This is a genomic window from Pseudarthrobacter sp. 01T43 (assembly GCF_056398665.1).
This window is the reverse complement of the sequence record NZ_JBFTPV010000003.1, coordinates 15,977-29,113: the sequence shown is the minus strand read 5'-3', so window position 1 is coordinate 29,113 and position 13,137 is coordinate 15,977. Positions and strand designations below refer to the sequence as shown.

Sequence of the window (13,137 nt, the reverse complement as noted above, 5' to 3'; positions counted from 1 at the left end):
AGCTTATCCCCGGCTCCGCCTCCACGCGTCGGGACCCGGCGTGGGCGCGAGCCGCAGTTGCTGCCGGCGCACCCAGTGCCGGAGGGTGGACTTCCCGGCGCCTGGAGCGTTCGTGCCGGCCAGGGACAGCACGACGGCGGTCAGCGCCGCGAGCTCCTCGGCCGACGGCTCGCCCTTGACCACGGAGAACAGCGGCGAGGCCGTTTCGGCCGCTGGGTTGCCGTCCGGGGCATCGTTGGGGATCACAGCGGGATGTTCCCGTGCTTTTTGGCGGGCAGGCTGGCCCGCTTGTCCCGGAGGGCGCGCAGCCCCCTGATGATCTGGATCCTGGTCTCGGACGGAGCGATGACTGCGTCCACGTAGCCAAGCTCAGCAGCCTGGTAAGGGTTCAGCAGCTCTTCTTCGTACTGCCGGATTACCTCGGCCCGGCGGGCTTCAACATCCCCGCCGCTCTCGGCAACGGCGATCAGGTCGCGGCGGTAGAGGATGTTGACCGCACCCTGCGCGCCCATCACGCCAATCTGGGCGGTGGGCCAGGCGAGGTTAAGGTCCGCGCCGAGCTTCTTCGAGCCCATCACGATATACGCCCCGCCGTAGGCCTTGCGCGTGATGACAGTCAGCTTGGGGACGGTGGCTTCGGCGTAGGCGTAAAGCAGCTTGGCACCGCGGCGGATTATGCCCTGGAACTCCTGGTCCTTGCCGGGCAGGAAGCCCGGCACGTCCACCAGGGTGATGATGGGGATGTTGAACGCGTCGCAGTTCCGGACAAAGCGGGCAGCCTTCTCGGAGGCCGCGATGTCCAGCGTGCCGGCAAACTGCAGCGGCTGGTTGGCAACGATCCCCACAGTGTGTCCTTCGACCCGGCCGTAGCCGATGATCACGTTGGGGGCATAGAGGGACTGCATTTCCAGGAAATGCGCGTCGTCCACGATCTGTTCGATGACGGTGCGCATGTCGTATGGCTGGTTCGCGGAGTCCGGCACGAGGGCATCCAGGGCGAGGTCGTCGTCGTCGAGCTCCAGTTCCTGCTGGTGCTCCAGCGCCGGGGCCTCGGCAAGGTTGTTGGACGGCAGGAAGTCCAGCAACTCGCGGACAAACCCGATCGCATCGGCCTCGTCGGAGGCAAGGTAGGTGGATGTGCCTGTGTTGGCATTGTGCTGCCGTGCGCCGCCGAGCGTTTCCATGTCCACGTCTTCGCCCGTGACGGTCTTGATGACGTCGGGGCCGGTGATGAACATGTGCGAGGTCTTGTCCACCATCACCACGTAGTCCGTGAGCGCGGGGGAATACGCGGCGCCGCCGGCGGACGGTCCCATGATGAGGGAGATCTGGGGGACCACACCGGAGGCATGGACGTTGTTGCGGAAGATGTCCGCGAACATGGCCAGCGAGGCCACGCCTTCCTGGATCCGGGCGCCGCCGCCGTCCAGGATGCCCACCACCGGGCAGCCGTTACGCAGGGCAAACTCCTGGACCTTGACAATTTTTTCGCCGTTGACCTGGCTGAGGGACCCGCCGTAGACGGAGAAATCCTGGCTGTAGACGGCCACGGGACGCCCGTCCACTGTGCCGTAGCCGGAAACCAGGCCGTCTCCGAGGGGCTTCTTCTTTTCCATCCCGAAGGCGGTGGAGCGGTGCACTGCCAGGGCATCAAGCTCCACGAAAGACCCCTCGTCGAGGAGGAGGTCAATGCGCTCGCGGGCGGTGTTCTTGCCGCGGGCATGCTGCTTCTCGATGGCTTCGGGGCCGGACGGCTGCTCTGCACGGGCCTGGCGGTCGCGGAAGTCGGCGATTTTTCCCGCTGTCGTGGTCAGGTCGTGGCTCATCAAGTGTCTCCGGCTCTGTAGCAGATTGGTGCTGTAACAAAATGGTGCTGCGTCTCGGTGCTGGCAGGCAGGTCGAAATGGCGGGATTTAAGTAGCTTCCGCACAAAGGACGAACCCTGCTGGCTAGTCTAATGACGCTTTTGCGGAGGACGGCTGTAGAAACCCTACAATTTTCAGGCACATCCACCCATCAAGCGGTATGTTACTGGCCAGTAACATTTCTGGACTACAGTGGAGCCCATGACTTCCAGCAACGACGCAAGGTCCGCCGCCGTCACGCCGTACCGGTCCGCCGGTTCCCTTCGGGGCCGCACCATCCTCATGTCAGGGGGCAGCCGCGGCATCGGCCTGGCCATTGCCACCCGCGCTGCCCGGGACGGTGCCAACATTGTTCTGTTGGCCAAAACCGGTGAGCCCCATGCCACGCTCGCGGGCACTGTCCACAGCGCGGCCGAGCAGGTTGAGGCCGCCGGCGGCCAGGCGCTTGCCATCGTGGGTGACGTGCGCCGCGACGAGGATGTGGCAGGCGCCGTGGCCGCCGCCGTCGAGCGCTTCGGCGGTATCGATGTGGTCCTGAACAATGCCTCCGCGATCGATCTGTCCACTACGGACGACGTCGAGATGAAGCGCTACGACCTGATGCAGGACATCAACGTCCGCGGGACTTTCCTGCTGTCCAAGCTGGCGCTGCCGGCGCTGCGCAAATCGAACAACGCCCACATCCTCACCCTCTCACCGCCCCTGAACCTGGACCCCAAATGGGCCGGCCGGCACCTTGCCTACACGATGGCCAAATACGGCATGAGCCTGACCACCCTGGGCCTGGCTGAGGAACTCAAGGCAGACGGTATCAGGGTCAACTCCCTCTGGCCGTGCACGCTGATCGACACCGCCGCGATCCGGAATATGCCCGGCGGCCGGGCCATGGTGCAGGCTGCCCGCGGGCCGCAGATCATGGCGGACGCCGCCCACGCGATCCTGACCGGCAGTAATCTCGCCGGTGCTTCGCCCACCGGATCTTCGCCCGCAGGATCGTCGTCCGCCGGCGCGGGTGCCCCCAGCGGGAACTTCTACACGGATGAGCAGGTGCTGGCGGCCGCAGGAGTCGCCGACTTCCGGCCCTACAGCCTCGGAGCAGCCGAGGAACAGCTGGTAAAGGACATTTTCCTCTAAAGCACATTCCGGTCATGCGCTTGGGGTCATGTGCCCGGGTCATGTGCCGGGGGTCATGTGGTGGCCGGAACAGCCGCCGGAGGCGTATGAGTCGATAGGATTCAATCATGGCTGACTCACACACCCCTGGAAGCCCGTTGAACCGCCAGGCCCTGGCAGACCAGGACTTCCTGGCCGCCACCGGCATCGCGAAAATGGTTGTGGTGGACTCCACCGGATCCACCAACGCGGACCTCCTGCGCGCCGTGACTGTTGAGCCAAGCGAGTGGCCTGACTTCTCAGTACTGACGGCCGAGTACCAGACCGCGGCCCGGGGCAGGCTGGACCGGAGCTGGGAAGCGCCGCCGCTGAGTTCGGTGTCGGTGTCCATCGTCCTGCGGCCCATGAACGCCGAGGGCAGGCCCTTGCCCACCCATACCTATTCGTGGCTGTCGCTGCTGGCCGCACTTGCTCTGCGGGAGACGCTGCTGGAGACGGCCGGCATCCCTGCTGTGCTTAAATGGCCTAATGACGTCTTGGTCCGTGGCCGCAAGATCGCCGGGATTCTGGCCCAAATGGGCCCCATGGGCGACGGTTCAGTGCCGGCGGTGGTCCTCGGGACCGGCCTTAACGTGACGTTGACGGCGGCAGAACTGCCGGTGCCCACGGCCACCTCCGTGGCACTTGAGCAGCCGCTGACCGATGACCGGACCCAACTGCTCAAGAGCTACCTGGCAAACTTCGCCCGGCTCTACCGCAGTTTCTGCAATGCCGACGGCGACCCCACCGCCGGGCTGGCCGGTGGACCTTCCCTCCATAAGCGGGTGGAGTCGGTGATGGTTACGCTGGGCAGGCAAGTGCGCGCGCAACTGCCGGGCGACCACGAGATCATCGGTCATGCAACCAGGCTGGACGAGTACGGTTCCCTCCTTGTGGTGGATCAGGACGCCCGGGAACATGTGGTGACCGCAGGCGACGTGGTCCACCTGCGTCCCTGGACCCCGCCGGGCCAGGACGCCGAAGGTGGTTATGCGTAAAGGCCTCGTGCCGGGCGAGCAGGTCATCACCATCACGCGTCCGCAGCCGAGGAAATTGGCCGGCCCGGCGGCAGCCTTCATCGCCGCACCGGCCGCTGCCGCCTTCGCCAGCGCCTGGACCCTGCGGGGTGAGGCCGCCCGGGTGGTGCCGGCCATCTCCGCTGATTGGGCACCGTGGATCGTCCTCGCATGCGTCCTTGCCGCCGCGTGGATATGGTTGGCATATTGCTTGCCGCGATTGCTGCGCTGGCAGGGAACCCGGTACATACTCACCAGCCGGAGGATTGTTGCCCGCTACGGCATGGTCCGGCGCCGGAATGAGCAGGTCAATCTCGGCTCGGTCCGGAACGTGACGGTCTATCAGTCGGTGTTGCAACGCATATTGCACTCCGGGAATATATCCTTGGAAACCGGGTACCAAAGCGTGGTGACCATTCAGGACGTCCCGGAAGCGGCACGGTTTCGGGATTTTGTGCTGGATGCCGTTGCCGAACTGCCTGCGGGCAGGGATCCGGAGACCGATGAATTGCCGGAATATGCCGACGAGGCGTTGCCGTGGGAGTTGAGAGAAGGTGGACACGATGAACGATGAGGACGAACAGGACCAGCAGGCCCTGCCTGCCCCCACGGCTGACAGTGCCCATCCTCCAACAGGCACGCTGTCCGTCGAACGGCTGGCGGCCAAGGCACTTGAGGCCAGGCTGCTCGGCGGCGAGCGTAAGCTTCGGCGTCGTGAAGTAGCCGCCGGGGCCGGGCTGTCGCTCCTGTCTGCGCGGAAGTTGTGGCGGGCCCTGGGCTTTCCGAATTTCGGCGATGAAGATGTCGCCTTCACCGAACGTGACCAGGCAGCCCTTTCAACGGTGGTGGACCTGGTCCGCACCGGGGTTTTAACGGAAGAAGCAGCAATCTCCGTTACCCGGGCCATCGGGCAGATGACCGACCGCATGGTGGTCTGGCAGATCGAAGCCCTGGTAGAGGACATGGTCCACGAACAGGGTGTCACCGATGCCGTGGCGCGCAAACGGCTGGTCAACGAAATGCCGGCGCTGCTCGACGCGCTGGAGCACATGCTTGTCTATTCATGGCGGCGGCAGCTCAACGCCGGGGTCCAGCGGCTGGCCGTCCGCGCCGAAGCCGGCCTGCAGGCCAGTGAAGAGGGCCGTGAAGGCGACGAAGATGATGCGCCCTTGCCGCTGGCACGCGCCGTTGGTTTCGCTGACCTCGTTTCATACACGAGCCTCTCCCGCCGGATGAATGAAAAAACCCTCGCCCGGCTGGTCCAGCGCTTCGAGAACAAATGCGCCGAGATCATCTCCGTGGGCGGTGGCCGGCTGGTCAAGACCGTGGGCGACGAAGTCCTCTACATCGCCGAGACGCCTGCAGCCGGGGCTGAAATTTCACTGGCCCTGGCCCAGGCCTTCACCGAGGACGAGATCCTCCCTGAAGCGAGGGTGGCGATGGTCTGGGGCAGGATCCTTTCCCGGCTCGGTGACATTTACGGGCCCACGGTTAACCTGGCCGCCCGGCTTACTACGCTTGCCGATCCGGGGACGGTCCTGATCGACTCCATGACGGCGTCCGCGCTGGACCAGGACGAACGTTTTGTCCTGGTGCCGCAGCCCGCCGAAAACGTGCGCGGCTTCGGCGAAATCCACCCCGTTCTGCTGGCCCGGGGCGAAGGCAAAGGCCTGGTAGTCGACTAGCGTCAACCGCCTGCCTTTTGCCGACCTGCGGGTTTATCCAGTTGTTGGCGTATCGCGCTATAGTCTGACGTTGTGGCCGCCTGCGTCCACAACGCAGGGGAGCGCTACCCATCGCGACCCTGTCCCTGCTTCGGTAGGCTAGCGCGGGAACAGAGAGCCCGGTACCGGGTCTTTGAACGGTTCGGCCGGGGGGCCGCCACAATTTCGGGGGATTAAAAGGGCTGTGACAACGCTGCTGGGGAAGCTTGGTCTCAAGAGACGCCACAACAGGATGGTCACCGGGGCGGCGTTTGCCGCCGCCGGTGCCGTGCTGGTGGCCGGTGCGATCATCTATCCGGGGTTTAAGACCACCGAAGTGGAGTTGAACGACGGCGGGGTGTGGGTTGTCAGCAAATCCAAAAACGCCGTCGGCCGCCTGAATTACCCTTCGCGGGTCCTCGACGGTGCGGTGACCCCGGCGAGCACCACCTTCGACATTCTGCAGAACGCGGGGGACGTGTTTGTGGATGACGAGACCGGTTCAACGCTGAACCAGGTTTCCCCTGCTAACATGCGCCTGGGCGGGGACAAGCAGTTGCCGGGTTCCGCGGAGGTGAGTTTTGGTGCCGGCGTGATCTCCGTGACGGATCCGGCCGCCGGCAAGGTCTGGGCTCTCTCGCCGTCCACGGTCAACGGCTTCGACCAGGAGGCGTCCGAACCGGTCATGGTGGGTTCCGAGGGCCTGGTCTCGGCAGTCGGTGCCGATGACCGGGTGTACTCGGCGGACCCGAAGTCCGGCGTGGTCACGGTGACCACTGTGGACGCCAACGGCGAAGTGGTGAACTCGGATTCAAACACCTGGAATGAACTTAAGGGCGCAGGGGATCTGCAGGTCACGGTGGTGGGGGATAAGCCGGTGGTCCTGGACGCTGCGGCCGGGAGCCTTTTCCTGCCCGGCGGGAAGCGGCTCCAGCTGGATAACGCGCGGGACGCGAAGCTGCAGCAGGGCGGTCCCGCAAGTGATTTTGTGGCCATCTCCACCCGGAAGGCGCTGCTGAAGCAACCCCTGGACGGTTCCACTGCCAAAACGGTCACGTTCGGCGGCGAGGGTGTGCCCGCTGCACCGGTGCAGTTGGGCGGCTGTGTGCACGCGGCGTGGTCGGGGGCGAACAAGTACGTGCGTGACTGCGCCAATGATGCTGACGATAAAAACGTGGACGTGCCCAAGGCGAGTGCGTCGCCGTCGTACGCGTTCCGGGTGAACCGGGACCTGGTGGTCCTGAATGATGTGAACTCCGGGAACGTGTGGTTGGTGAACCAGAACATGCAACTGGTGAACAACTGGGACGACGTTGTGCCGCCGAAGAACGAATCCGACGATCAGGACCAGGAATCGGCGGACAACAACACCATCAACTTCCTGCCGGATCGGACCAAACCGAACCGGCCGCCGGAAACCAAACCGGACACTGTCGGTGTCCGTCCCGGCCGCACCACCATCCTCAGCGTCCTGGACAACGATTCCGATCCCGACGGCGACGTCCTGACCGCCGCCGTCGGCGATTCCGGCCCCAAGGCCGGAACCCTGCAGAGCATCTACGGCGGCACCGCGTTCCAGATTTCGGTGCCGGCCGATGCCAGGCCCGGCACCGAAACGTTCAGCTACAACGCTTCCGACGGCCGGGGTTTCTCCGCCGGCGGACAGGTCACACTCAACGTGGTGGGACCTGACGAAAACCGTCCGCCCGCCTTCAAACGCGGCAGCGATTCCACCACCATGCTCGTGGAGCAGGGCAAAACTGTCAGCCAGAACATCCTCACCGACTGGGTGGATCCCGACGGCGACGACCTGGTCCTGTTGGACGCCAAGGCCGACAACGACCAGGACCAGGTCAAGGTCCGCCGCGACGGACTGCTCACGTTCCAGGACTCCGGGGCCACTGCCGGGAAAAAGAACATCACAGTAACCATCTGGGACGGCCGCGCCACCGTCACGGGCAAGGTGGTGGTCAACGTCCAGCCGCCCGGGGCGCTGGCGCCTGTGGTCAACGCCGATCACGTCACGGCGGTGGTGGGCCAGGACCTGGTGATCGCACCGCTGAAGAACGACGTCGATCCCAACGGCGGCGCCCTGCGCCTGGCACAGGTTGAGGCCAACGGCCCGGCTGAGCTGGGCCCGGTCACCGACGGCGGCACCTTCACGTTCCGCAGCACCACCCCCGGCCCGGTCTACCTGACCTACATCGCCAGCAACGGTCCGCAAAGCAGCCAGGGGCTGATCCGGGTTGACGTCGAATCGGGCAAGGACGCCGGTGATCCCGTCGCCGTGCACGATGTGGCGCTCATGCCCACCGGCGGAAGCGTCCTCCTTGACCCGTTGGCCAACGACTCGGATCCGTCGGGCGGGGTCCTGGTGCTGCAGTCCGTGAAGCTCCCGGAGAACACCACGGCCTCGGTGAGCGTGATCGACCACAGCGTCCTGCGCATCACCGACGTGCTGGGCACCAAGGATCCCTTCCTCTTCGAATACACCATGTCCAACGGCAAAAAATCAGCCACCGGCAGCGTCTCCGTGGTCCCCGTGCCCGCGCCCGCCGTCGTCGAAGCACCCCAGCCGAAGCCTGACGAAGTGAACGTCCGCGTCAACGACGTCGTCACCATTCCGGTCCTGCAGAATGACACCCATCCTCAGGGCCTGGAGCTGAGCGTTGACCCTGTCCTGCCGCAGGCCGTCGATGAAGCCGACGGCAAAAGCTTTGTCTCTGAAAACACCCTGCGGTTCATTGCCGGTCCCCAGCCCAAGACCGTCAGGGCCATCTACAACGCGGTGGACCCGCAGGGACAGAAAAGCGCAGCCGCCGTCACCATCCACATCCTTCCGCTCGAAGGGGCGCAGAACTCGCGTCCGCGGCCGCCGAACCTGACCGCCCGGGTGGTGGCCGCGGGAACGGTCCGGATCCCGGTTCCGCTGGACGGCATTGATCCCGACGGCGACTCCGTGCAGCTCACCGGCATTGACAGCACCCCTGCGATGGGCACCGCCACTGTGGGCAGCAACTTCATCGACTTCATCGCCGCGGGTGACGGCGCCGGAACCGACACGTTCCGCTATAAGGTGGTTGACCGCCAGGGTGCCGTCAACACCGGCACCGTGACAGTCGGCATCGCCCCCCGGAGCGAGACGAACCAAAACCCCACCCCGGTGGACGACGAGGTGAAGGTCCGGCCCGGGCGGCAGATCGCCGTGGACGCGACCCGCAACGACACCGATCCCGACGGGGACCTCATCCGCATCCTGACGGACGGAATTGACGCTGACCCGGCCCTCCAGGCCACCGTGAGCAAGACCAGCGGCCGCATCCTCCTGCTGGCGCCCAACGCCGCCGGCACGGTTAACGTCCGCTACACCATTGCCGATGACAGGGGAGCTGAGGCCCAGGCCACCATCCGCGTGGTGGTGGACAACAACGTGCCCCTGAAGGCGCCCATTGCGCGCGACGACAGGGTGACGTCTGCCCAGGCCATGGGAAAGACCGCCGTTGACGTGCCCGTCCTCAAGAACGACGAAGACCCCGACGGTGTGGGCGAGAACCTCAAGATCAGCACCGGGTCAGCCACGGCCCGTCCCGGCCCCGACGGAAACGTCATCGTGGACCTCACCGCGGCTCCCCAGCTCATCCCGTACACCGTTGAGGACGTTGATGGGCAGAAGTCCACCGCAATCATCTGGGTGCCGGGACTGGGGCAGCAGGTTCCCACCCTGGCCAAGGACGAGGTCATCGAGGTGATCTCGGGGCAGTCCGTGAACGTTGACCTCAAGGAATGGGTGAAGGTGCGTGAGGGAAGGTCACCCCGCCTGACCCAGGCAGACCGCATCAAGCTCATCGGCGCGGACGGCAGCAACCCCGTCTCCGGCGACGCAACCTCGCTGAAGTACACCGCCGGCGCGGACTACGTTGGCCCGGGCTCGCTGAGCTTCGAAGTCACCGACGGAACTGCCGTTGACGATCCTGCGGGCCTGAAGTCCACCCTGAGTATCCGCACCAAGGTGTTGCCGGACCCGAACCGCAACAATCCGCCCGAACTCCTGGGCGCCAAAGTTGAGGTCCCGAAGGGGGAGTCTGCCGACCTGGACCTGAGCCGGCTGACCTTGGACCCGGACCGCAACGACGTGGACAACATGAAGTACCAGCTGGTGGGCGGCAGCCCCGCCAGCTTCAATGCCCGCATGGAAGGCAAGATCCTCAGGACCTCGGTGGACGGATCCACTGCCACCGGCACCGCGGGTGCGGTGCAGGTCAAGGCGACGGATCCGCGCGGACTGGAGGCGACCGCCACCTACCAACTGTCCGTCATCGCCTCCAACCGGCCCAAACCGGTAGCCAACGACGACCTCGAACCCAACGCCGCCGCCGGTAAGCCGGTAACCGTCAAGGTCCTGGCGAACGACGCCAACCCCTTCCCGGAAACAGCACTGAAGATCATTTCGACATCAACCGAAACCGGGCAGGGAAGCGCTACCGTGTCCGGGGACTCGGTGACTGTCACCCCAGCGGCAGGGTTCACCGGAACCATGGTGGTGGCCTACACGGTGGCCGACAAGACCGGCGACGATTCCCGCAACGCCACGGCCCGCATTCGGCTGACCGTCAAGGACAAACCCCTGGCGCCCACTACTCCGCAGGCGCAAAGTGTCGGCGACAGGACGGCGCTGCTGAACTGGTCTGCCCCGGCCGATCGCGGTGCGCCCATCACCAAGTACACGGTCTACGGTGAATCGGGCTTCAAACAGGACTGCCCAGCCAACACCTGCACTTTGTCCGGGCTGACGAACAACACGAAGTACCACTTCGACGTGACGGCCACCAACGAGTTCGGTGAGTCTGACCGTTCCCCGGCTTCGGCCGAGGTACGTCCCGACGTCAAACCGGACACCCCGTTGGCTCCTACCCTGAAGTTCGGAGACAAGCAGCTCGCGGTGAACTGGGTGGCACCGGCCAGCAAGGGGTCACCGGTCAAGTCCTACGACCTGGAAATTTCGCCGGCCCCGCCGGGCCAAAACGCGCAGATCCAGAACCTGACTGCTGTCAGCTACGTCTGGAAGGGACTCCAGAACGGCGTCTCCTACAAGGTCCGGGTCCTGGCCCGCAACGATGCCAAGGAACCGTCCGAATGGAGCCCGTACTCGGCAGCCGAAGTGCCGGCCGGAGTTCCCGCCACGCCGGCCGCTCCGAGTGCTTCGCAGGCCGGACAGCTTGGATCCACAAGCCAGCTGAAGGTCAGCTGGACTGCCCCGAACAATAACGGCGACGCGGTCTCCTCGTACACACTCACCACGCTGAGGGGCGGTGCGGTGGTGGCCACCCAGCCGGTGGCTTCCGGCACCACACAGAACGTCACGGTGGACAACTCCGAGAGCAACTACACGTTCACTGTTTCGGCCACCAATAAGGCGGGCACCAGCGGAACGAGCGCCCCGTCCGCTGCCATTCGGGCGGCGGGCAAGCCCGGCCAGGTGAGCAGCGGAACCGTGGCTGAAACGGGCACCAGCGGCCAGCTCCGCCTGACATTCACACCGCTGAACGAGGCGCAGCGCAACGGCTCTACCTCAACTGAGATCGCCTACTCCTTCAACGCCGACGGCAAGTCGGGGAGCATCACGGCCGGCGGCGGCACCATCGGCGGGATGACCAACGGCCGGGACATCACAGTAACCATCATCGCGACCTCCACCAAGAACAACATTTCCGGGGATGCAAAAGCCATTGGCACCGGGAACCCCTACGGCCCGGCGAACGCCCCCAGCGTGAATGGCATGACATCACCCAAGGGCGACGGTCAGGTGCACTGGTCCTGGAACAACCCCAACACCAACGGCCGCGCCCTGAACCACTACGACGTCAGCATGGACAGTGGAAGCTGGCAGAACGTGGGCAAGGCGACCAGCTTCGACGCCGGTGCCGGCGGCTGGGGTAAGAACCATAACCTGCGCGTCCGGGCCGTCACGGTGGTGGACGGCGCCATCGGCGGCCCTGCCACCTCCACATCCGGCGCCGATAACACGCCGCCGCCGGCGCCCACCAAGGTCCGGGTCAAGCAACCGACCAACAACAGCTGCCCGGGCAAGCCCAACGTCCCGGACCGCTTCGGGTACCGGAACGGCAGCCCGGATTGCGGCGGAAACGATGCGAACTGGGTCTCCTTCTCCGACGGGTGGATCAACAGTGCCTGCTGGATGAACATCTATGGTTCCAGCGAAACGGCCAACCCGCCCAGCTACTACAAGTGGTACCGCATGGACGGCGGTCCCCACTCGGGCTGGTACGTCAAGCTCGAAACCATAGACATCAGCGGCGCGGACGTCGGCAGATGCTGACGGTCCAGACGGCCACTTCACGCCAGCTTCAACAGATCTGCACCATGAGAAAAGGACTTACTTCATGACCATGACCACCGAGCAGGCCGAATGGTTTGCAGGCACTTTCGACAAGCTCGTTGCCAACGTGGGGCAGGCGGTGCTCGGTAAGGAACACGTCATCCGGCTGACGTTCACCGCGATGCTGTCCGAGGGGCACATCCTGTTTGAGGATGCGCCCGGCACCGGCAAGACCATGCTGGCCAGGGCCATGGCTGCCACCGTCCAGGGCTCCAATAACCGCATCCAGTTCACCCCGGACCTGCTGCCCTCGGACGTCACCGGTGTGACCATCTACGACCAAAAGACGCAGAAGTTTGAGTTCCACAAGGGCCCGATCTTCAACAACATCGTCCTGGCCGACGAAATCAACCGTGCCTCGCCGAAGACCCAGTCGGCGCTGCTGGAAGTCATGGAAGAATCCCGGGTCACAGTAGACGGTGTGACCTATGAGGCAGGCCGGCCGTTTATGGTCATGGCCACCCAGAACCCCATCGAGCAGGCAGGCACCTACCGCCTTCCCGAGGCCCAGCTGGACCGCTTCCTGATCAAGACCTCCATCGGCTACCCGGACCATGCCTCCACCGTGCGGCTGCTGGGCGGCTCCAACCTGAAGGACCGTTCCAAGGAGATCTCCGCGGTCATCACCACCCAGGCTGTCGCGGACATGGCTGATCTGGCAGCCACCGTGCACGTTGATACGGCTGTCCTGGAATACATTTCCCGGCTCTGTGAGGAGACCCGCAACGCGCCCGAGAGCCGGCTAGGGGTCTCCGTGCGCGGTGCCATCGCCATGGTGCGGGCTGCCAAGGTCTGGGCCGCAAGCCAGGGGCGCAACTTCGTCCTGCCGGACGATGTCAAGGAACTGGCCCCCGTGGTCTGGACCCACCGCTTCGTGATGGACCCGGAAGCGGAGTTCTCCGGCGCCACAGCCGAGGCCATCCTGGCCCGGGTGCTGTCCGACGTCGCCGCACCGCAGCAGCGCGCCACCGTCTGACGCTCCCCGGAGCCCAGACATTCACCCT

General features: G+C 65.1%; 8 protein-coding genes. 6 read left to right on the top strand and 2 right to left on the bottom strand.

The features are described from left to right. Positions 1–3: 3 nt before the first annotated feature. Both AC1DIM_RS03640 and AC1DIM_RS03635 read right to left on the bottom strand, forming a co-directional pair. Complete coding sequence (locus AC1DIM_RS03640; protein WP_477709129.1) at positions 4–246, bottom strand: acyl-CoA carboxylase subunit epsilon; 243 nt, start codon at positions 244–246, stop codon at positions 4–6. Beyond that, positions 243–1,826: an acyl-CoA carboxylase subunit beta gene (locus AC1DIM_RS03635; protein WP_477709128.1), complete on the bottom strand. Its 1,584-nt coding sequence runs from the start codon at positions 1,824–1,826 to the stop codon at positions 243–245. Before AC1DIM_RS03635 ends, AC1DIM_RS03640 begins: the two co-directional genes overlap by 4 nt. A 240-nt stretch (positions 1,827–2,066) precedes the next feature. Between AC1DIM_RS03635 and AC1DIM_RS03630 the strand changes: the two genes are divergently transcribed. From AC1DIM_RS03630 to AC1DIM_RS03605, 6 genes are all read left to right on the top strand, one after another. After that, a complete protein-coding gene (locus AC1DIM_RS03630; protein WP_477709127.1) occupies positions 2,067–2,999 on the top strand; it encodes an SDR family oxidoreductase in 933 nt (310 codons plus the stop codon). Positions 3,000–3,106: 107 nt separating this feature from the next. Further along, positions 3,107–4,015, top strand: a complete 909-nt coding sequence (locus AC1DIM_RS03625; protein WP_477709126.1) for a biotin--[acetyl-CoA-carboxylase] ligase — start codon at positions 3,107–3,109, stop codon at positions 4,013–4,015. Then, entirely contained in the window at positions 4,008–4,607 is a 600-nt protein-coding gene (locus AC1DIM_RS03620; RefSeq protein ID WP_477709125.1) for a PH domain-containing protein, read from the top strand. The genes AC1DIM_RS03625 and AC1DIM_RS03620 overlap by 8 nt, the downstream gene beginning before the upstream one ends. Beyond that, positions 4,597–5,718 carry an adenylate/guanylate cyclase domain-containing protein gene (locus AC1DIM_RS03615; RefSeq protein ID WP_477709124.1) on the top strand — a complete coding sequence of 374 codons (1,122 nt, stop codon included), beginning with the start codon at positions 4,597–4,599 and terminating at the stop codon, positions 5,716–5,718. The genes AC1DIM_RS03620 and AC1DIM_RS03615 overlap by 11 nt, the downstream gene beginning before the upstream one ends. 223 nt (positions 5,719–5,941) lie before the next feature. Continuing rightward, positions 5,942–12,073: an Ig-like domain-containing protein gene (locus tag AC1DIM_RS03610; protein WP_477709123.1), complete on the top strand. Its 6,132-nt coding sequence runs from the start codon at positions 5,942–5,944 to the stop codon at positions 12,071–12,073. Between the two features lie 64 nt (positions 12,074–12,137). Continuing rightward, complete coding sequence (locus AC1DIM_RS03605; protein ID WP_477709122.1) at positions 12,138–13,109, top strand: AAA family ATPase; 972 nt, start codon at positions 12,138–12,140, stop codon at positions 13,107–13,109. Positions 13,110–13,137 lie beyond the last annotated feature (28 nt).